A 19,276-nucleotide genomic window follows, 5' to 3' on the forward strand; every position below is an offset into this window, starting at 1 on the left:
CCCCGGGCCGCGCCGCCCGCGCGGCGCGCTGCCGCGGATACGGCCGCACCTGCGGCCGCTGCCGTACTTCCGCCCGCCGGTGCTGCCCGGGCCGGGCGACCGCGCCCATCCGCGGGCCCGGTCGAGCCCGCGGACGCTGGCCGCCGGCATCGTCCTCGGCGCGATCACCGCCTGCGGCTTCGCCTTCACCGAGAACGCCCTCTACCTGGGCCGTGCCTTCACCGACGACCAGCAGTCCCGGCTGGACTCCATCGGCTTCGGCGAGCCGCCGACCCTGCGCGACTTCGACTCCACCGTGCACACCTTCGTGCTGCGGGCCCTGCTGTCGCCCTTCGCGCATCCGCTGTTCACCGCCCTGACCGGCCTCGGGGTGGCGATCACCCTCACCACCGGGCGGCGCTGGCTCGCCCGGCTCGCCGCCCCGGTGGGCCTGGTCGCGGCGATCGGCCTGCACGGGGTGTGGAACGGCGCCGCGAGCCTCGGCACGGACGGCTTCCTGCTGATCTACGGGCTGGTCATGGTGCCCGCCTTCGCGACCCTGGTCTGCCTGTCGGTCTGGGCCCGCGCCCGGCGCGCCCGACAACCCGCCCGCACCCTGCCGGACGGGTGAACGGCGCCCCCGGGAGGAATGGATTTCCCTTCCGCGCGCCCGTCACGTAGTGTTGGGTTCACCGACGCGGGGTGGAGCAGCTCGGTAGCTCGCTGGGCTCATAACCCAGAGGTCGCAGGTTCAAATCCTGTCCCCGCTACTCAGTAGCACGAAGGCCCGGCAGATTCTCTGCCGGGCCTTCGTCGTGTCCGCGCACGCACGGTGCCGCTCCGGGTTCCTCCGGGCCCTGCCAGGCGGGTACCGGCGATACCCGGAAAATCCATTGCCCTCCTCCGGAGCGCGTGCCTAAGGTGGCCGCACACTGAAAGGAGGTGATCCTGAGTTGAGTACCACCAGGATGCGTGAGGTGGCTGCTCGCTAGAGCCGCCCCTGCCTGTGCAGTGTGCGGGGCCGAACGGCCTCCGGCGGCAGGCGCAGACCCAAGCAGTCACCCGGCCCGCGGGCTCACCGGTACATCCCCGGTGCCTCGGCCGCAGGTCCCTTGCGGACCGGCGCCGAGGAAAGCAGCCCGCGGGCCGTCTGCATGTCCGGGCCCTCCCGCTACGGAGTCGCGGCCGCCCCCGGTGCGGTGACCTCCCGGAGTGACCGGGCGGTCCGCTACAGTCACTGCGGACCGCAGGGGACGGGTGGGGGTGGCTCGGGTGGAGCTGGAGCGCGGCGGACAGCCGGTGCCGGCGGTGCGGATCGGGCTGGCCGGGGTGGTGGGTGCCGGGCTGATCGGCCTGGTGCTGTACGCCCTGGCGAGCGAGCACGGAGTGCGGGCGCTCGGCGGCGGCCTGGTGGTCGCGGCGACCTTCGCGGTCGGCGGCGGCCTGCTCGGCTTCCTCTTCGGCATCCCCAAGCTGCTGACCAGCGGGGCGGCGGCGCATCCGGACGACCAGTCCGCGACCTCGACCGCGAGCTACGCCCCCAACACCAATCTGGAGCAGGTCTCCGACTGGCTGACCAAGATCCTGCTCGGTGCCGGACTCACCCAGATCGGCACCCTGCCGCGCCGGCTGAGGGACCTCGGCGAGGCGCTCGCCCCGGCGGTCGGCGGTGGGCCCGGCGCGGCCGGCTTCGCGGCGGCGCTCTCGGTGTACTTCACCGTCCTCGGCTTCCTCGCGGGCTGGCTGCTGACCCGGCTGCTGCTCGCCCGGGCGCTGTCCGCCGCCGACCGGCAGACCCTCGCCGACTCGGTGAACCAGACGGTGCTGGCCGCCGAGTCGCTGAACTTCACACCCCGGCAGGTGCGCGACCTCTTCGAGACCGGCGTCGAGGGTCTGCGGGTGCAGGCACTCGCCCTGCTGCAGGGCAAGCCCGACCCGGAGAACCTGGACCTCGTCGTCTCGGCCGTCGACCGGCACCTGTCGCCCTTCGAACTGCTGCAGGCCCTGCTCGCCGCCAAGGCGATGCTCGGCCGGTCCGAGCTCACCGCGGAACAGCGGGCGGCACTGCGCGCGGCCGTCGCCTACAAGGTCCGCAACACCCGGAACGTGCCGCCCTACTCTCGGCGCCGCGCGGTCGCCGAGGAGGTCCTGCGGCGGGTGCCCGCCCCGGCGGCCGGCGACGACGGCAGCCCGAGCGGCCCGAGCGGCCCGGACGGGGCTGACCGCGGAGCGGCCGGCGGCCCGCAGACCGCGAAGGTGCCGGCGATCCCGGCTCAGGTGCAGGCGCCGGAGGGACCGGGCGTCCCCTGACGGCGGCGGACGGCCCGTAGCCGCAGTACCCGGCGGTTCAGCCCGCCGGCCGGCCGCACGGTGATCTCGCTGGCCACACCGTGCCGGCCGAGTGCGGCCCGGAGCCCGTCGAGGTGCGGGCAGCGCCGCCCGTCCCCGTCGTGCAGCGGGTGGACGCGGACCTCGCCCGCAGGGTCGGTCACCCGGACCAGTTCGAGCAGGGCGGCCAGTTGCTCGTCCGGGCCGAACCGCTCCGGATAGGCGAACAGCAGGTAGGAGCTGAGGGTGAGCGCGAAGGTCCCGTCGGCGAACGGCAGCCGGGGCAGCTCCGCGGCCACGTAGCGCTCGGGGTGGGCGGCGCGGTCGGCCGCGAAGAGCTCCCGGGCCCGGTCCCAGCTGCGCAGGTACTTGTCGTGCCGCAGGTGGCGGGCGGAGGGGTACCGCTGCGGGGTGCTGCGCATCCGTGCGGCCATGGCGTCCCGGCCGGCGAGCGCGAGGCCGGCGAGCACCGCGGGCGGCGCCGCGTACAGCGGGTCGGCGGCGACCACCCGGCAGCCGAGTGCGCGGGCCTCGGCGGCGAGCCCGGCGGCGCCGCCGGGGCAGTCCAGCAGCGGCCCGGGCAGGCCGCGCAGCCCGGCCCGGCTGAGGCCGAAGGACGTGCAGTACTCGTCGAGCGGACGGGACGTCACCAGCACGGCGGCTCCCCTCGCGGACGGCGGTGCGCCCCGGGCAGGTGCCGGGGCGCGGTACGGCCTCATCGGACCACGGCCCCCGGCGGCCCGCATCCGGGCGCTCCGGGGGTCGCGGGGCCCGCGGGGCCTCCACTGCAGGGCCGATCAGCGGCCGCCGAGCAGGCCGCGGACGGCGAGCCGGTTGACCCCGGTGAGACCGCGGACCAGCAGCGGGGTGAGCAGCACCAGCAGGATGCCGAGGGCACAGGTGCCGGCGATCTGGGCGGGCGTGGTGATGTAGAGCTCGTGGTGCCGCCCGGCACCGGTGGTGAAGTCGTACACCCGGTAGCCCGGCCAGTCGGTGTACCGGGCGAAGACCCAGTGGTAGAGCGGGTACAGCGCGACCACCCAGCCGGTGACCAGGAAGGTCACGGTGACGACGAAGCTCAGCACCGCCCAGGGGAACATCAGCACCTGGTACAGCACCGCGCGCCAGCCCGCGCCGTCGGCGAGCCGGGCGGTGACGGTGCCCCAGAAGCCGGGGCGCTTCGCGAGGACGGGCGCCGGGGCGGCGACCGGCGTGCCGAGCAGCACACGGGCCCGGTGCCGCTCCAGCGCGCCGAAGCCGCGGGCCTGCACGAGCAGCAGCGCCAGGACCGGCAGGCCGAGTGCGGTGACCAGCAGGCCGAGCCCGGTGCAGAAGAGCGTGACGGCGACGGTGAAGGCGGCGATCGCGACCGGCAGGCCGGTGAGGACGAAGCCGATCTCCCGGTAGGTGGCGGCCGCGAACGGCGCCCGCAGGAAGCCGGGCCGGCGCTCGGCGGGCGCCTCGCCCGGGTACGGCCCGGCGGTCTGGTGCAGCGGTGCGGTCTGGTGCAGCGGTGCGGTGGTCATCTGTGGCCCCTCGGTGTCCGTTCGGACTGACGACTCCACGGTGCCGGAGCGGAGCGCCCGGGGTAATCCGGCCCGCCGGCGGCTCAGGGGTGGGGTTCTCCCCACCCCCGTGCTGCGGCGGGCCGCACCCACTCGTCCTCCAGCAGCGAGAACAGCAGCGAGTCGCGCCAGTCGCCGCGCACCAGGAGGTCGTGCCGGATCCGGCCCTCCGGGCGGAAACCGGCCCGGGTGAGGACGCGCACCGAGGCCGGGTTCTCCGGGTCGACCCGGGCGGCGAGTCGGTGCAGGCCGAGCGTCTCGAAGCCGAACCCGCAGAGCAGCGCCAGGACTTCGCCGGCGTAGCCCCGGCCCCAGGTGTCCCGGCGCAGCACACAGCCGAGGGAGGCGGCCCGGGTGCCCTCGAGTTCGAGCACCGCCTGGCCGATCGGCGGGGCCTCCCCGCCCCGGTCCGGCAGAGTCACGGCGAGCCGGTAGACGGTGCGCGCATCCTGCTCCGCCTCGTCGAGGCCCAGCTCGATCTGGTCGGCGCACCCCTCCTCGTCGCACACCTCGTACCCGAGGTGGCGGACGGTCTGAGGGTCGCCGAGGACGGTGTGCAGGGCGTGGACGTCCTCCGGGTCGAGCCGGAACTCGCGGATCGCCAGGCGTGGCCCGGCCAGGCGGACCTGGCGGACCGTCCGGGCCTGTTCGGCTGTCATGGCCGCCGACCCTACCCGGCCCGCGGCAGGCCCGGATGCCGCGCGCCGGCCTCCGCACCGGCTACGGTACCGGCGTGAACGACGAAGACCTGCAGCTCATCCCCCGTACCCGCGCCGAGGACCTGATCGCCTGGGCGGACGCCGAGGGCCTGCCCGCGGTGCCGGAGGAGGCAGTACAGCAGGTCCTGGCCCTACTGGAGCTCGGCGGCGCACCGCTGCACGACGGCTGGCCCGAACTCGGCTCGGCCGTGCTGGAGCAGCTGCTGCACGAACGGCTCCACCTGTACGTCCAGCCGGAGGGCGACCCCGGCGCGTACGGCGCGACCGTCCAGCTGCTGATCGACCACCAGCGGGCGGCCCGGCGGCTGAACGCCAAGCGGCAGGAGCGGCTGCACGCCGAGGCCGAGTGGCAGGGCGAACTGCTCGCGACGCTGCTGCGGCGGCCGCAGCTGCTGACCTGGCCCCGGCTCTACACCCTGCTGCTGCGTACGGACGGGGTGGACACCGCGGACACCGACGCGGTCCGGGCCTGGCTGGACGGCTTCCGCACACTGGAGCCCGCGGAACGGGCGGCGGCGTACGCGGCACTGGTCGACCGCGGCGTGCTCGACCCGATGACCGGGGCGGACGCCGCACTGGGCTGGGGCGAGGCACACCTGCTGTCGATCGGCATGGCGACGGACGGGGCACGGCGGCTGCTGGAGTACGGGCTGATGCAGCGCAGCTACCGCAACCTGGCGGCGCTGACCGCCATGGGCGAGCCCATGCCGTACGAACTGCGGGGGGAGTTCGAGGACTTCGAGCAGGTCGTGGCGGACGTCGCGCTGTGGCTGTGCGGGCAGTGGACGGTACCGGGGCTGCCCGCCCTGCTGGTCACCGAATACCCGGACCTCGCCCCCGAACCGGGCACCGCCGAACTGGAGGCCTACGCCGCAGCAAGGCAGGAAGACCAGGAGGGGCACGGGGGGGCTGCTTGACCCGGGGCAGGCCCGTCAGGGGCGCGTGGGGTGAGCGCTGCGGACCCCTTGCCCCGGGGTGACCGCTGCAGAGCCCTGCGGCGCTGGGTGGACTTACGGCTGGACGCCGTGGGAGCGGAGCCAGCCGAGGGGGTCGACGGGGGCGCCGCCGCCGGGACGGACCTCCAGGTGGAGGCGGGGGGTGGTGACGCTGCCGGTGGCGCCGACCGCGCCGAGGACGGTGCCGCGCTCGACCGGGCCGTCGGTGACCGCGAGCCGGTTGAGGTGGCAGTACCAGATCTCGGTGCCGTCGGGCAGGGTCTCGACGATGCGGTAGCCGTAGGAGCCGGCCCAGCCCGCCGAGGTGACGGTGCCGGCGCCGACGGCGGTGACGGGGGTGCCGGTGGCGGCCTGGAAGTCGAGGCCGGTGTGCAGGTGGGCCCAGTGGCCGCCGGGGCCGTACTGGGCGCCGAGGGTGTAGCCGGAGGTGGGCAGGGCGAGCGCGGTGGCCTCCACGGCGGCCTGGACGGCGCGGCGCGCCTCGGCCTCCTGGGCGGCGGCGAGGCGGGCGGCCTCGTCGGCGGCGGTGCGGTGGTCGGCCTGCTGCTGGATGCGGGCGAAGAGGGCGAGGCCCGGGTCGGCGGAGTCGGCGGCCTGGTCGGGCACGCTCACGGAGGGTTCCGCTGCGGCGGCGGGGCCGGCGGCGGCCGCGGTCATGCCGGCGGCGCCGAGGGTGGCGGCCACGGTGGCGGTGACACCCAGCAGCGGGTTGCCGCCCCTGGTCTGCCGGGGCATCCGGTGGCGGGCCTGGTCGGCCTGCTCCCAGGGGTTGTCGAGGAGCTGGGTGGCTGCGGCGGTGGACTCCGCCGAGTGCGTCGACGCCACGGGGGCGCACTCCTTTCCTTCCCTCGCCGACCGGGTTAGCTGACGGGTTCGGAGCAGGAAGGTCTCCTACGGCTGGGCCACCGGCCCGGCCGATTCACCCCAAGGAAGGTGGTTCCCCGGCTCCCTCGGGCCACCGGCGAAGGCAGACCGCGGGATTGAGCGACACGCGCACGGTGCCGTGTCGGTACGGCGTTGCCGACCGCGCTGCGTTATCAAACGTTAATGGTATGCCTGCCTTGATTCCAAGCGTCTGCGGCGGTGGATTCGTAAGGGCTACGCGCGAGATGGGTGATTTGCCATGGATTGCGAATCGGGCTCTGACGGAGGGTGATCGACCCCTCCGGGGTGAGTATCCGTACTCATGCGGGCCCGGGGCGGCTCCGGGACCCTGCAAGGCATGAGCGCACCGATGCAGTCCCGCACCACGGCCGCCTACTACGTGCAGGCCGTCCTGTCCTTCGCCCTCGCCACGGCCGCCCTGGCGATCGGGATCGCCCGCCTCCCGGTGGACGCCTGGATGCGCGCCTTCCTGGCGGTCGCCCTGCTGTACGTGATCACGTCCTCGTTCACGCTGGCCAAGGTGGTCCGCGACCGCCAGGACGCCGGCGAATTGGTGTCCCGGGTCGACCAGGCCAGGCTGGACAAGCTGCTGGCCGAGCACGACCCGTTCCGTGCGGACAACCTCTGAGCCGACCTCCGGGCCGACGTCCGCGCGGCCCGGCCCGCGACGGTCAGCCGGCGGAGGCGGCGCGGGCCTGCTTGGCGGCGAAGGTCTCGCCGCCGGCCGCCCAGTTCTCGGCCGGGATCTCCTCGACGACCACCCAGACCTTCTCCGGGTCCATGCCGGTGGCCCGGGCGTAGGCGGCGGTGAGCTCGCGGGCGATCTCGGCGCGCTGCTGCTCGGTGCGGCCGGCCAGCTGCTTGACGGTGATGAGGGGCATGACGCCTCCGGTCTCTCGGTCTCTCGGCCTCTCGGTCCCGCGGTCCCGCGGCCCCGCGGCCCCGCCGAAACGTACCGCAGCCCGGCGGAACCGCCCCTTGACGGCTAAGGCTATTAGCCGTAGCTTTATGGCTACAGGCAATCAGCCGCGTCAGTGAGGCCAAGGAGGCCGGCCGTGAACGACACCCAGCACGCCCTGCAGACCCGCCACCTGGACGTCCCCGGTGGTCGCCTGGCGTACGACGACACCGAGCAGGGCACCGGCACCCCCGTCGTCCTGCTCCCCGGGATGCTCGACCTGCGGGCGGCCTACCGGCACCTGCACCCGCTGCTCACGGCCGCCGGACACCGGGTGATCACCATGGACCTGCGCGGCCTCGGCGAGTCCTCGACGGCATGGGACGACTACTCGCCGACCGCGATCGCCGGCGACGTCCGCGCCCTGCTCGACCACCTGGGCATCGAGCGCGCGGTGCTGGTCGGCAGCTCGTACACCGGCGCCACGGTCGTCCGGGTCGCCGCGGACGCGCCGGAGCGGGTCGCCGGGATCGTCCTGGTCGACGCCTTCTTCGAGAACTTCCCGCCGAACCTGCTGCAGAAGGCGATGGTCGGCCTGCTCGGCCCGGCCGTCACCTGGTTCCCCGCACTGTGGGGCGCGGCCCAGAAGTTCTACTTCCCGACCGCGCGCCCGGCGGACTTCGACGCCTACCGGGCCCGGCTGGTCGCCGCCCTGAAGCAGCCGGGGCGCCGCCGGGCGGTCCGCGGCTACGTCCGCGGCGACTCCGCGCCGACCGGCTGGGGCGCCGACGTGCAGTGCCCGGCCCTGGTCGTCATGGGCAGCCGGGACCCGGACTTCCCCGACCCGGCGACGGTCGCCGAGCGGCAGGCCCGGGCCCTGCGGGGGCGTACGGTGATCATCGAGGGCGGCGGCCACTACCCGATGGCCGGGTACCCGCAGGCCACCGCCGACGCCCTGCTGCCCTTCCTGACCGAAGTGAACGAGGTCGCCTGATGCCCCGGGCCGGACTGACCCCCGCCGCCGTCGTCGACCGCGCGGTGGAACTCGTCGACGAGCAGGGCCCCGAGGCCCTCACCCTGGCCGCTGTCGCCGGCCGGGCGGGGGTGGCCACCCCCTCGCTCTACAAGCACGTCACCGGCGGACTGGCCGAGCTGCGCCGGCTGATCGCCGTCCGGGTCACCGACGAGCTGACCGAGCGGCTCTCCCGGGCGGTCCTCGGCCGCGGCGGCGACGAGGCGCTGGCCGCGCTGATCGACGCCTACGTCGAGTACGCGGTGCAGTACCCCCACCGCTACGCGGCCCTGCCGCAGGCGCCGCAGGACGACCCGGCGTCGACCGCGGCGGCCGGCCGGCTGGTCGAGGTGATCCTGGCGGTGCTGCGTGGCTACGGACTGGCCGGCTCCGAGCTGATCCACGCCACCCGGACGGTCCGCGCCGCGGCGCACGGCTTCGCCTCGCTGAGCACCGCCGGCGGGTTCCGGCTGGCCGAGGACGTCGCGACCACCCGGCAGCGGCTCACCGGGGTGCTGGTCGCGGGCCTGCGCGACTGGCCGCGCTGAACCGCCCGTGACCCGGCGGCGCCCCGCGCGTTGTGCAGGGCATGAAGAAGCGCAGCATGCTCGCCTTTGCCTCGCTCGCCGTCGGCGTCGTCGCCTCGCTGACCGCCCCGAGCGCCCACGCCGACGCGCCGCAGCACCGCACCGGTGACGCCAGGACGGTCACCGGCACCGAACTCCCGGACACCGCCGCCGCCGCCGAGCAGGCCGCCGAGAACGCCGACCTCGCCTGAGCCCGGGCGGCCCGCCGCCGCCCGCTCTCCGCACCCCCACGGGCCCGCGCCGACCGGCGCGGGCCTCCGTGCTGTCCGGGGCCGCCCCGGTGTGCTCTCCGGCACGGGCCCACCGGGTTGACGCGGGACGGGTCCGCGACGGAAGGTGCTGGAACACTCCGCCCCGCACCAGGACCGCGCCATGGACACCCTCACCGACCGACTCCGCAGCAACCTCGACGGCCAGCCGATGCTGGCGACCCTGGGGGTGGAGATCGTCGAGCTGTCCCGCGGCCGCGTGGTGCTCGACCTGCCCGTGCGGCCCGGGGTGACCCAGCAGAACGGGTTCGTGCACGCCGGCGCCATCTCCACGCTCGCCGACGCGGCGGCCGGGGCGGCCGCGCTCTCCCTGATGCCCGAGGGCAAGGACGTACTGAGCGTGGAGTTCAAGCTCAACCTGCTCAGCCCCGGGGTGGGCGAGCGGCTGCGGGCCACCGGCACCGTCGTCCGCAGCGGACGGACCGTCACCGTGGTCGGCGCCGAGGTGCGATCGGTCACCGGCGGCGTCCCCGGCAAGGAGGTCGCGCTGCTCCAGGGCACGATGATCGCCGTGGAGCACGCCCCGTGACCGCGGCCGGCGCCGAGCGGAACAACACTGTCACCGAATCGGGACACCGGCTGCCGTCCGGCGGGGTAGGCCTGGAAGTGGACGGCCCGCACCGGCCCCGGTCCGGCGCCAGCCGGCAGGAACACGGAGGACGTGGAGAGATGACGCAGACGGCCCGCAGCACCGTGCCCGCCACCCGGCTCATCCCCGGCCAGCGCCCGCCGGTCGAGCCGCCGGTCGTCCCGGCCGCCGCCGAGCCCGGTACCGGCGCGGTCGCCGCGCTGCGCCGCGCGGTCGCGGTGGCCCGCGGACTGCGCACCCTGCGGCCGGTGCCGGCGCGCTCCCAGGAGCCCTACGGCGAGGTCGACGGCCAGTGAGGATTGACGCGTCATCATGCGGCAATCCGCGCGATTGACGCGTTCAGATCACCATTCCGGTGATCTGTTCACACATACGTAGGATCATCATCCTAGAATTCGCCGCGTGACGATGTCTCAGTGGTGCGCAGCGGCAGCCGTTGTCCTCGCCGTCCCCGCGGTCCTGACCGCCGCGAGGTACCGGGCCGTCACCCGCACCCTGCGCCGCCGGCTCGACGAGCAGCAGCACGAACTCGACTCGCTGCGCGGCCGGTTGGCCGGCGAGCTGGCCCGGCGCAGCGCCGAGAGCGCGGCCGTCCAGCGCGAGCAGGAGCTCACCGCCGGCACCCAGCGCGCCTTCCTCAGCGTCGCCCGCCGCATCCTGGTGATGGCTCACGACCAGCAGGCCGGGCTGGACGAGATGGAGCGCAACCACGACGACCCCGTGCTGCTGGAGGGGCTGCTCAAGGCCGACCACGCCGCCGCCCAACAGGCCCGGCTGGCCCAGACCCTGGCGGTGCTGTGCGGGGCCCGGGCAGGGCGGCACTGGCCCGAGCCGGTCGCGCTGGAGGACGTCGTCCGCGGCGCCCAGTCGCGCATCCTCCCCTTCCAGCGCGTCGTGGTGCGCAGCCGGATGGAGACCGCGGTGGTCGGCGCCGCCGCGGAGGCGCTGATCCACGCGGTCGCCGAGCTGCTGGACAACGCCACCCGCTACTCCCCGCCCAGCACCCAGGTGTTCGTCACGCTGATGCCGGTGCACAACGGCGCCGTGATCGAGATCGACGACGCCGGTGTCGGCATGCCCGAGGGCGCGGTGGACAAGGCCGCCGCGGCGCTGGCCGGCGGGGGCGGGCTGGAGGTCTCCCGGCTGGGCGAGGTGCCGCAGCTGGGCCTCGCCGCGGTCGGCCGGCTGGCCGAGCAGTACGGGTTCCGGGTCACGCTCAGCTCCGCGCCCTCGCCGTACGGCGGCGTGCGGGTGGTCCTCCTGCTGCCGAACGCGCTGCTCACCGAGCCGCTGCCGCAGTCGCCGACCGTCCCGGCCGCCGTCGCCCCGGCACCCCCGGCACCGGCACCGACACCGACACCGACACCGGCTGCCACCGCAGCCCCCGCCGCGGCACCGGCCCCGCAGGCAGCGCCCGCCGACGGCACACTCCCGCGCCGCACCAATCGCCGCCGCGCCGCCCCCGCGCCCGGACGGCACGCCACCGAGCAGCCCGCCGCCGTACCGCAGCGCTCGGCCCGGGAAGCGCAGGCCTTCATGGCGCTCTTCCAGGCCGGCACCGCCAGCGGCCGGTCGGCGACCGGCCGCACCGTTCAGGACCAGCAGAATCCGCAGCACCAGCAGGACCAGCAGGACCAGCAGCACGGCACTCCGGCCGAGCCCGCCCCCGGGCCGACCGGGACGCTTCCCGCCTCCCCCCAACACCCCCTGCGCGCAGGAGAGTTCTATGACCACCAATCCTGATCTCGGCTGGCTTCTCGCGGACATCGTCGCCGTTCCCGAGGTACGGCACGCCGTCGTGGTGTCCAACGACGGCCTGGAGATCGGCCGCAGTGCCAGGATCGGCCGTGACGACGCCGAACGGCTCGCCGCCGCCTGCTCCGGACTGCAGTCGCTCGCCCGCGGCGTGGCGCAGGGCTTCGGCGGGCCGGGCAGCGCGACCCGGCAGATCGTCGTCGAGTACGGCGGCGGCTACCTGTTCATCGTCGCGGCCGGCGCCGGCGCCCACCTCGCGGTGGTCACCGGTGAGGCGGTCGACGCCGGGCTGGTTGCCTACCAGATGCAGGTGATGGTCGAGCGGATCGGCACCCACCTGACCAGTCCGCCCCGGATCGAGCAGGCGGCCGGGGACGCGCGGTGAGCGGCCCGGTCCGGCCGTACGTGATCACGGGCGGCCGGAGCCGGCCCAGCCGGAACGTCCTGGCACTGGAGAGCCTGGTCTCCACCGTGCCCGGGGCCGACACCGGCGAGGCCGAGCTCAACCGGGAACACCAGCGCATCCTGGCGCTCTGCGGGCGGCTGCTCGCGATCGCCGAGATCGCCGCCCACCTGCACCTGCCGCTCAGCGTGGTGAAGGTACTGGTCGGCGATCTCTGGGACCTCGGCGCCGTCCAGGTCCTGCCCCCGGCGACCGCCGTCCACCGGCCGCCGGACGTCCCGCAGGCCGAGCGCCTGCCCACGTCGCTCCTCGAGGAGGTACTCGTTGGCCTCCGCCAACTCCGCTGAGCCGTCCTATCTGCCCTCCACCGTGCAGGGCGCCGTCAAGGTCCTCGTCACCGGCCCCTTCGGCGTCGGCAAGACCACCCTCGTCGGGTCGCTCAGCGAGATCGCGCCGCTGCGCACCGAGGAGACCATGACCGCGGCCGGCGTCGGCATCGACGACCTCACCGGCCGGACGGGCAAGACCACCACCACCGTCGCCCTCGACTTCGGCCGGATCACCCTCAACCCGCAGCTCGCGCTCTACCTGTTCGGCACTCCCGGCCAGCAGCGTTTCTGGCCGCTGTGGGAGGACCTCTCGCGCGGCGCGCTCGGCGCGATCGCCCTGGTGGACACCCGCCGGATCGGTGAGAGCTTCGACGTGCTCGGCCAACTCGAGGAGCAGGGAATCCCGTTCGCCGTCGCGGTCAACGTCTTCCCGGACACCGTGCACCACTCCGAGCAGGAGCTGCGCGACGCGCTCGACCTGCTGCCCGACGTGCCGATCCTGCACTGCGACGCCCGCGACCGGCAGGCCGCCTACGACGTGCTGATCGACTTCGTCGCCCATCTGCACGCCACCGCCGTACTGGAGCTCCAGCCATGACCACCCCCCTGCCGGAGACCGGGCCGGTGCCGCCGCCGGGCTGCCCGATGCACCAGGCCGGCGGCGGCCGCCCCGCGCCGCTGTACGGCCAGGCGGTCTCCGACGATCCGCACGGCCTGTACGCCCGGCTCCGCGAGCAGTACGGGCCGGTCGCGCCGATCGAGCTGGAGCCCGGCGTGGAGGCCTGGCTCGTCCTCGGCTACCCGGAGCTGCTCGAACTCACCCGCAACGAGGCGCTGTTCTCCAAGGACTCGCGGCGCTGGCGGGTCGCCAGGGAGTGCCGGCTCGCCGCGGACTCCAGGCTGCTGCCGATGACCGCCTGGCGGCCCACCCTGCTCAACCTGGACGGCGCCGAGCACCAGCGGCTGCGCGCCGCAGTCGCCGACACCCTGGCCCGGATCGACCACCGGCAGCTGCGCACCACCACCGAGGCGGCGGCCAACGCACTGATCGACGGCTGGGGCCCGGACGGCACCGCCGACCTGATCGCCCAGTACGCCCGCAGGCTGCCGCTGCTGGTCTTCACCCAGCTGCTCGGCCTGCCCGCCGAGGCCGGCCCCCACCTGATCGAGCTGATCAGCCACTTCGTCGACAGCAGCGAGAAGTCGGTGCGGGCCAACGCCGAATTCCAGGCGATCCTGGTCGACCTGGTGCGGCGCCGCCGCGAGCAGCCCGGCGCCGACCTCACCTCCTGGCTGCTGGCGCACCAGGCGGGCCTCACCGACGAGGAGGCGGTGCACCACCTCGTGGTGATCCTGGTCGCGGGCAACGAGACCACCATCAACTGGACGGGCAACGCGCTGCGGCTGCTGCTGACCGACCGCCGGTTCCGCTCCACCCTGACCGGCGGCCGGCTCAGCGTCTCTGACGCGCTGGACGAGGTGCTCTGGCGCGACCCGCCGACGCAGAACTTCCCCGGCCGGTGGGCGACCGGCGACACCGTGCTCGGCGGCCAGTACATCAGCGCCGGCGACATGCTGGTGCTCGGCCTCGCCGGGGCGAACGCCGACCCGGCGGTGCACGGCCCGGACGGCATCGGCGGCAACCGGGCCCACCTCGCCTGGGGTGCCGGGCGGCACGTCTGCCCGGCCCAGCACCCGGCGCGGCTGATCGTCGAGACCGCCGTCGAGACCCTGCTGCACCGGCTGCCCGACCTGCAGCTCGCGGTGCCGGCGGCCGAGTTGAAGTGGCGGCCGTCGCCCTGGTCGCGCGCCCTGGTCGACCTGCCGGTGCTCTACAGCGCGTTCACCCCGCCCCGCCCCGCCGCCGCGTCCGAAAGGCCGACATGGACACCGCCGACCGTCCCGCCCCCGTCAGACTCGACCCCTTCGGACGCGACCAGCACACCGAGAACGCCCTCCTCCGGGAAGCCGGGCCGGCGGTCCTGGTGGAACTCCCTGGCGGGGTGGTGGTCTGGGCGATAACCCACCACGACACCCTGCAGGAGCTGCTCGCCGACCCGCGGGTCGGCAAGAACGCGCAGCTGTGGACGACCTTCCGCGAGGGTCGGCTGCCCGAGGGCTGGCCGCTGCTCAACTTCGTCACGGTGCCCGGCATGGTCACCGCGGACGGCGCCGACCACCGACGGCTGCGCGGCCTGGTCACCCAGGCGTTCACCCCGCGCCGGATCGCCGAGCTCGCGCCCGCGATCGAGGCCCGCGCCGAACGGCTGCTCGACCGACTGGCCGGGCTGGAGGGCGAGTTCGACCTGCGGGAGCACTTCGCCTACCCGCTGCCGATGCAGGTCATCGGCGAACTCCTCGGCCTGGACGTGGAGCAGCAGGACGGGCTGCACGAACTGTCCGACACCCTGGTGTCCAGTTCGGCGACCCCGCAGGCCGCGATCGCGGCCCAGCAGGGCCTGTTCGCGCTGCTCGGCTCGGTGATCGCCGCCAAGCGGGAGAAGCCGGGCGACGACCTCACCACCGACCTCATCGCCGCCCGCGAGGAGGGCGACCGGCTCTCCGAGCAGGAGCTGGTGGGCACCCTGCTGCTGATGCTGGTGGCCGGGCACGAGACCACGCTGAACCTGATCACCAACGCGGTGCGGGCGCTGCTGGCCCACCCGGACCAGCTGCGGCTGGTGCTGGACGGGAAGGCCACCTGGTCGGCGGTGGTCGAGGAGACGCTGCGCTACGACTCGCCGGTCGGCCAGTTCCCGCTGCGCTACGCGGCCGAGGACATCGCGGTCGGCGGGGTGCTGATCCGCCGCGGCGAGGCGCTGCTGGCCTCGTACGCGGCCGCCGGGCGGGACTCCGGGCACCACCCGGAGGCGGACCGGTTCGACCTCACCCGGGCGCCGTCGCGGCACCTGTCCTTCGGGCACGGGCCGCACTTCTGCCTGGGCGCCGGGCTGGCCCGGCTGGAGGCGGAGACCGCGCTGCGCGGCCTGTTCGGCCGCTACCCGACGCTGGTGGCGGCGGACGGGCCGGCCCCCGAGCCGATCGCCTCGTTCGTCTCCAACAGCGTGCGGAAGCTGCCGGTGCGGGTCGGCTGACGCCGTCCGGCCCCGCCAGGAGCGGTCTTCAGAGGGCGCTCGGGGGGGCGGTTCAGGGGCGTGGGGAACTGCGCGGTCCGGGACTGGGCATCGTGACGAATTCGGGCAAGGCCCTGGTTCGTACGGCGAGCCGCATCCGAGTCGCGCAGTTCCCCGCCCCCCTTGTGGCTACCCCTTTTCGCCTTGAAGACCGCCCTGGGCCGGGGTGATGCGGCCGTGCACGAGGCGTACCAGGGCGGCGTGCACGTCGTCCAGGCTGCGGTCGGGCTGGAAGGCCAGCCAGTCCAGGGCGACCACCAGCACCATGCCGAACAGCGCCGAGGCGATCAGCTGGGTGTCCAGGTCCGCCGAGAGCAGGCCCTCGTGGACGGCCTCGTCGAGCACCCCGGCGACCACCGCGACGGCGCTGTCGCGCATCATCCGCAGCGTCTCGTGCCAGGCCCGGTTGGTCCGCCAGGTCTCGGCGACGAACAGCTGCGCGAAGGACGGGTAGGCGGCGATGAAGACCAGGCCGGCCCGGATCATCGCATCGACGCCCTCCAGCGGCGGTCTGCCCTCGGCGGCCTCCCGCAGCGAGTCGGTGAGCAGCCCGGTGCCGTGCTTGAGCAAGCCCTCGAACAGCTCGGTCTTGCTGGCGAAGTTGTAGTAGACGGTGCCCTTGGCCACCTGGGCGCGTTCGGCGATCTCGTCGACGGTGGTGGCGGAGAAGCCCTTCTCCGCGATGAGGGTGACGGCGGCCTCGTACAGCTTCTGCCGGGTCGCGCTGCGGCGTTGGCTCATGGGTGCTTCCGGGAGGGTGGGGGACGCCGGCCGGCGCCGGGTGGGTGGAGGACGAAGAATGCCGGGCGCGCGGATCGTACCGCGCGCCCGGCAGGGGTTCTGCGGGGTGTCAGAGCGACAGCTCGGGGTGCAGCCGGGAGAGCGTCCAGACCTGGCGGCGGCGGGCGGTCAGCACGGTCAGCGCGAGCGCTCCGGCCCAGAAGGCGGCGAGCACGGCGCTGCCCGTCCACACGGCGGTGAGGTCACCGCCGCTGATCAGCCTGCGCAGTCCGGCGACCACGTAGGTCATCGGCAGGAAGGGGTGGATCGCGTTGAAGAATCCGGGGCTGGACTCGACCGGGTAGGTCCCGCCCGCCGAGGTGAGCTGCAGCATCAGCAGGGCGAGGGCCAGCAGCCGGCCGGCCGGGCCGAAGCGGGCGTTGATCCACTGCATCAGCGCGGTGAAGCAGAGCACGGTGAGTGCGAGGTAGCCGAGCAGGCCGGCCGTCCGCTCGGGCTGCAGGCCGAGGCCCCAGTGCAGCACGCCGATCAGTGCGGCGGCCTGGGCGAGGCCGATCGCGGCGGCGGGCAGCCAGCCGGCCAGCGCGACCCGCCAGGAGGGCGCGTTGCCGGCGAGGGCGCGCGGGCCGAGCGGGCGCATCAGCATGTAGGTGACCATCGCGCCGACCCACAGGGCGAGCGGCACGAAGTACGGGGCGAAGCCGGTGCCGTAGTTGGGCGCCTTGTTGAGCTCCTGGCGGGCGAGGGCGACCGGGTCGCTCATCGCGGCGGTGCGGGCGGCGCGCTGGCCGTCGGTGTAGTCGGGGATCTTGGCGGCGCCGTCCTGCAACCCGGTGGCGAGCCTGCCGGAACCGTCGGCAAGGGTGCCGAGGCCGTCGTCGAGGCGGGCGGCGCCGTCGGCGAGCTGGCCGGTGGCGGAGTCGAGGGCGGTCATGCCGGTGGAGAGCCGGTAGATGCCGCCGGAGAGGCGGTGGGCGCCGTCGTCGAGGCGGCCGAGGCCGCTGTCGAGGCTGCGGATGCCGGTGAGGGCGGCGGCGGTGCCCTGCTTGATCTTGGCGGCGCCGTCGGCGACCTGGTGGGCGCCGTCGTCGAGGCGGTGCAGGTCGGCGACCTTGGCGTCGAACTTCGCGGCGAGGTCGGGGTCGGCGAGCTTCCGGGCGGCCGTCTGCACGTCGTCGGCGTAGGCCGCGACCTCGTCCAGCCTGGGCGTCGCCCGGTGGATCAGGGCGTCGGTGTCCTCGGCGGCGGTGACCAGGCGGTGGCCGATCTTCGAGAGCTCGGCGTCCTCCCGGCAGTCGCCGGCGTCGTGGCCCGGGGCGGGCGTGCCACCGGGGCACTCCCGGGCGTACCTGGCGTCGATCTCGCCGGACACCTTGCGAGCGTCGGCGAGGACGGCCGCGGAGCGGGCGGGCAGGTCCTTCAGGTCGGTGGAGAGCTTCCCGGCGGCGTCGGCGGTGAGCCGGGCGGCGATGCGGATCTGCTCCGGGTACGTGTGCAGCACCGGGGAGATCCTGCGGGCCAGCGGGTCGACCTCGTCGGTGAGCTGGCGGGTGCCGTCGGCGACCTGCTGGGCGCCGGTGGTCAGCTTGGCCAGGCTGTCGTCGATCCGGGCGATGCCGTCGTCGAGGCTGGTGCTGCCCTGCTTGGCCTTGTCCAGGCCGGTGGCGAGGTCGGCGGCGCCGGTGCGGGCGGTGCGGCCGCCGGCGGCGAGCTGCTCGGCGCCGTCCTTGGCACGGGCGGTGCCGTCGGCGAGCTTCGCCGAGCCGTCGTGGGCGCGGTTCGCGCCGTCGGCGACCTGGTGGGCGCCGTCGGCGGCCTGCTCGGTGCGGTCGTGCAGGTCGGAGAAGCCGAGGAAGATCTTGTCGTAGAACCCGGCGGAGGCCTTGGCGCTGGCGGCGGCCCGGACCTCGCTGAACACCGTCTTGGAGATCGACCCGACGACGTAGTTGTTGGAGTCGTTGGTGCGCACCTGCAGGGTGCCGCGCTCCGGGTGGTCGCCGTTGCTGCTGGCGATGCCGGCGCTGAATCCGGCGGGGATGGTGAGGGTCAGGTAGTAGCGGCCGGTGGCGAGGCCCTTCTCGGCGTCGGCGGCTGTGGTCTCCTGCCAGCCGAAGGTGTGGCTCTGCCGGAGCTTGGCGGTCAGGTCGTGCCCGGCGTCCACCCGGTTGCCCTCGACGGTGACGGCGCGGTCCTCGTTGACGAGGGCGACCGGCAGCTTGTCCAGGCGGCCGTACGGGTCCCAGAAGGACCAGAGGTAGAGCGCGCCGTAGAGCAGCGGGAGCAGCAGCAGGGCGGCCATCGCGGCGCGGGGCAGCCGGCCGCGGGAGAAGCGGCCGAACTCCAGGCGGGCCAGGCTAAGCGCGCGCATCGGCGGCCTCCTCCTCGGGTGCCGCGGCGGTCTCCGCGGAGTCGTCCGTGCGGGTCGTGCGCGCGGTCAGGTCGGCGAGGCCGGCGGCGCGGCCGGCGTCGGTGGTGGTGGCCAGCACCGTGGTGCCGCGGTCGGCGACGTCGCGGAGCAGCTGCCAGGCGGCGCGGCGGCCGGTGTCGTCGAGGCGGTCGTCGATGTCGTCGGCGCAGAGCAGCCGGGGCCCGCCGATCAGGGCGAGCGCGGTCGAGAGCCGCAGTCGGTCGAGCGCGCCGAGCTCCCGGGCGGGGGTGTGCAGCCCGTCGGGCAGGGTCGCCGGGTCGAGTCCGGCGGCGGCGAGCGCCTCGGCGGCCCGCCGGTCGGTGCCGCGGCGGACCAGGGGAGCGAACGGGCGCCCGTGCAGGTGGAGCTGCTCGCGCAGGTGGGCGGCGACGCTGAGCGCCGGGTCGGGCTCGTTGACGCCGGGGACGGGGCCGAGCGCGGCGATCCTCCGGACCTTGGCGGCGTGCCGCGGCAGTTCCAGGCCGTCGACGGCGGCGTGGCCCGCGGTGGGGCGCATCCGTCCGGTGAGGGTCAGCAGCAGGGAGGTGCGGCCGGTGCCGGCCTCGCCCTCCAGCGCGACCAGGGCGCCCGGTGGCGCCTCGAATCCGACATCCCGGTAGACCCAGCCCCGTCCTCCGCGCAGTGACAACGCCTCGGCGCGGACGGCGGCCCCGGTGGTGTTCCGGTCGGCCATGGCGCCCCTCCCCCGTTTTTGAACTG

Annotated in this window: 23 protein-coding genes, 1 tRNA gene and 1 riboswitch; of the genes, 16 read left to right on the forward strand and 8 right to left on the reverse strand. The window is 74.8% G+C overall.

Annotation, left to right across the window (positions count from 1 at the left end; genetic code table 11):
• From KSNIM_RS17780 to KSNIM_RS17790, 3 genes are all read left to right on the forward strand, one after another.
• Positions 1-610 (forward strand): PrsW family intramembrane metalloprotease (locus KSNIM_RS17780; protein WP_263104188.1); only part of this gene is annotated, 610 nt, incomplete at its 5' end.
• Positions 611-675: 65 nt separating this feature from the next.
• Positions 676-749: transfer RNA gene (locus KSNIM_RS17785), tRNA-Met, on the forward strand.
• A gap of 502 nt (positions 750-1,251) precedes the next feature.
• Positions 1,252-2,289, forward strand: coding sequence for a hypothetical protein (locus KSNIM_RS17790; RefSeq protein WP_263104189.1), 1,038 nt, complete (start codon positions 1,252-1,254; stop codon positions 2,287-2,289).
• On the opposite strand, the gene KSNIM_RS17795 is transcribed toward KSNIM_RS17790, so the two are convergent.
• The 3 genes from KSNIM_RS17795 to KSNIM_RS17805 form a co-directional block, all read right to left on the reverse strand.
• A complete protein-coding gene (locus KSNIM_RS17795; protein ID WP_263104190.1) occupies positions 2,253-2,963 on the reverse strand; it encodes a hypothetical protein in 711 nt (236 codons plus the stop codon). The two genes, KSNIM_RS17790 and KSNIM_RS17795, sit on opposite strands and share 37 nt — an antisense overlap.
• A 141-nt stretch (positions 2,964-3,104) precedes the next feature.
• Positions 3,105-3,833 (reverse strand): sensor domain-containing protein, encoded by a 729-nt coding sequence (locus KSNIM_RS17800; RefSeq protein WP_263104191.1) that lies wholly within the window; start codon positions 3,831-3,833, stop codon positions 3,105-3,107.
• 83 nt (positions 3,834-3,916) lie between these two features.
• The gene (locus tag KSNIM_RS17805; RefSeq protein WP_263104192.1) at positions 3,917-4,531 is read right to left on the reverse strand and encodes a GNAT family N-acetyltransferase; all 615 of its coding nucleotides are present in this window, start codon (positions 4,529-4,531) and stop codon (positions 3,917-3,919) included.
• A gap of 74 nt (positions 4,532-4,605) precedes the next feature.
• Here KSNIM_RS17805 and KSNIM_RS17810 point away from each other — a divergent pair, with 74 nt between their 5' ends.
• The gene (locus KSNIM_RS17810; protein WP_263104193.1) at positions 4,606-5,508 is read left to right on the forward strand and encodes a hypothetical protein; all 903 of its coding nucleotides are present in this window, start codon (positions 4,606-4,608) and stop codon (positions 5,506-5,508) included.
• Positions 5,509-5,601: 93 nt separating this feature from the next.
• Here KSNIM_RS17810 and KSNIM_RS17815 read toward each other — a convergent pair whose 3' ends face one another.
• Positions 5,602-6,372: a M23 family metallopeptidase gene (locus tag KSNIM_RS17815; protein WP_263104194.1), complete on the reverse strand. Its 771-nt coding sequence runs from the start codon at positions 6,370-6,372 to the stop codon at positions 5,602-5,604.
• A gap of 7 nt (positions 6,373-6,379) precedes the next feature.
• Positions 6,380-6,521, reverse strand: a riboswitch (cyclic di-AMP (ydaO/yuaA leader).
• Between the two features lie 248 nt (positions 6,522-6,769).
• On the opposite strand from KSNIM_RS17815, the gene KSNIM_RS17820 reads away from it, so the two are divergent.
• Positions 6,770-7,060, forward strand: a complete 291-nt coding sequence (locus tag KSNIM_RS17820; RefSeq protein WP_263104195.1) for a YiaA/YiaB family inner membrane protein — start codon at positions 6,770-6,772, stop codon at positions 7,058-7,060.
• Between the two features lie 43 nt (positions 7,061-7,103).
• Here the strand turns inward: KSNIM_RS17820 and KSNIM_RS17825 are convergent, their stop codons facing one another.
• Entirely contained in the window at positions 7,104-7,313 is a 210-nt protein-coding gene (locus KSNIM_RS17825; RefSeq protein ID WP_263104196.1) for a tautomerase family protein, read from the reverse strand.
• 174 nt (positions 7,314-7,487) lie between these two features.
• On the opposite strand from KSNIM_RS17825, the gene KSNIM_RS17830 reads away from it, so the two are divergent.
• From KSNIM_RS17830 to KSNIM_RS17880, 11 genes are all read left to right on the forward strand, one after another.
• Positions 7,488-8,324: an alpha/beta fold hydrolase gene (locus KSNIM_RS17830; protein ID WP_263104197.1), complete on the forward strand. Its 837-nt coding sequence runs from the start codon at positions 7,488-7,490 to the stop codon at positions 8,322-8,324.
• Complete coding sequence (locus KSNIM_RS17835; protein WP_263104198.1) at positions 8,324-8,890, forward strand: TetR/AcrR family transcriptional regulator; 567 nt, start codon at positions 8,324-8,326, stop codon at positions 8,888-8,890. Before KSNIM_RS17830 ends, KSNIM_RS17835 begins: the two co-directional genes overlap by 1 nt.
• A 41-nt stretch (positions 8,891-8,931) precedes the next feature.
• The gene (locus KSNIM_RS17840) at positions 8,932-9,120 is read left to right on the forward strand and encodes a hypothetical protein (RefSeq protein ID WP_263104199.1); all 189 of its coding nucleotides are present in this window, start codon (positions 8,932-8,934) and stop codon (positions 9,118-9,120) included.
• 181 nt (positions 9,121-9,301) lie between these two features.
• A complete protein-coding gene (locus KSNIM_RS17845; RefSeq protein ID WP_263104200.1) occupies positions 9,302-9,727 on the forward strand; it encodes a PaaI family thioesterase in 426 nt (141 codons plus the stop codon).
• A 140-nt stretch (positions 9,728-9,867) separates the two neighbouring features.
• Positions 9,868-10,083 carry a hypothetical protein gene (locus KSNIM_RS17850; RefSeq protein WP_263104201.1) on the forward strand — a complete coding sequence of 72 codons (216 nt, stop codon included), beginning with the start codon at positions 9,868-9,870 and terminating at the stop codon, positions 10,081-10,083.
• A gap of 112 nt (positions 10,084-10,195) precedes the next feature.
• A complete protein-coding gene (locus tag KSNIM_RS17855; RefSeq protein WP_263108006.1) occupies positions 10,196-11,530 on the forward strand; it encodes a sensor histidine kinase in 1,335 nt (444 codons plus the stop codon).
• A complete protein-coding gene (locus tag KSNIM_RS17860; RefSeq protein WP_263104202.1) occupies positions 11,514-11,927 on the forward strand; it encodes a roadblock/LC7 domain-containing protein in 414 nt (137 codons plus the stop codon). Before KSNIM_RS17855 ends, KSNIM_RS17860 begins: the two co-directional genes overlap by 17 nt.
• Positions 11,924-12,292, forward strand: a complete 369-nt coding sequence (locus KSNIM_RS17865; protein WP_263104203.1) for a DUF742 domain-containing protein — start codon at positions 11,924-11,926, stop codon at positions 12,290-12,292. Before KSNIM_RS17860 ends, KSNIM_RS17865 begins: the two co-directional genes overlap by 4 nt.
• Positions 12,270-12,872, forward strand: a complete 603-nt coding sequence (locus KSNIM_RS17870) for a GTP-binding protein (protein WP_263104204.1) — start codon at positions 12,270-12,272, stop codon at positions 12,870-12,872. Before KSNIM_RS17865 ends, KSNIM_RS17870 begins: the two co-directional genes overlap by 23 nt.
• Complete coding sequence (locus KSNIM_RS17875; RefSeq protein ID WP_263104205.1) at positions 12,869-14,296, forward strand: cytochrome P450; 1,428 nt, start codon at positions 12,869-12,871, stop codon at positions 14,294-14,296. Before KSNIM_RS17870 ends, KSNIM_RS17875 begins: the two co-directional genes overlap by 4 nt.
• Entirely contained in the window at positions 14,260-15,369 is a 1,110-nt protein-coding gene (locus KSNIM_RS17880) for a cytochrome P450 family protein (protein ID WP_263104206.1), read from the forward strand. The genes KSNIM_RS17875 and KSNIM_RS17880 overlap by 37 nt, the downstream gene beginning before the upstream one ends.
• Before the next feature lie 168 nt (positions 15,370-15,537).
• Here KSNIM_RS17880 and KSNIM_RS17885 read toward each other — a convergent pair whose 3' ends face one another.
• From KSNIM_RS17885 to KSNIM_RS17895, 3 genes are all read right to left on the reverse strand, one after another.
• The gene (locus KSNIM_RS17885; protein ID WP_263104207.1) at positions 15,538-16,149 is read right to left on the reverse strand and encodes a TetR/AcrR family transcriptional regulator; all 612 of its coding nucleotides are present in this window, start codon (positions 16,147-16,149) and stop codon (positions 15,538-15,540) included.
• A gap of 109 nt (positions 16,150-16,258) precedes the next feature.
• Positions 16,259-18,517: a YhgE/Pip domain-containing protein gene (locus KSNIM_RS17890; RefSeq protein ID WP_263104208.1), complete on the reverse strand. Its 2,259-nt coding sequence runs from the start codon at positions 18,515-18,517 to the stop codon at positions 16,259-16,261.
• A complete protein-coding gene (locus tag KSNIM_RS17895; protein ID WP_263104209.1) occupies positions 18,504-19,250 on the reverse strand; it encodes an ATP-binding cassette domain-containing protein in 747 nt (248 codons plus the stop codon). Before KSNIM_RS17895 ends, KSNIM_RS17890 begins: the two co-directional genes overlap by 14 nt.
• Positions 19,251-19,276: the final 26 nt, after the last annotated feature.

The sequence above is a fragment of the Kitasatospora sp. DSM 101779 genome (assembly GCF_025655475.1).
GTDB lineage: Bacteria > Actinomycetota > Actinomycetes > Streptomycetales > Streptomycetaceae > Kitasatospora.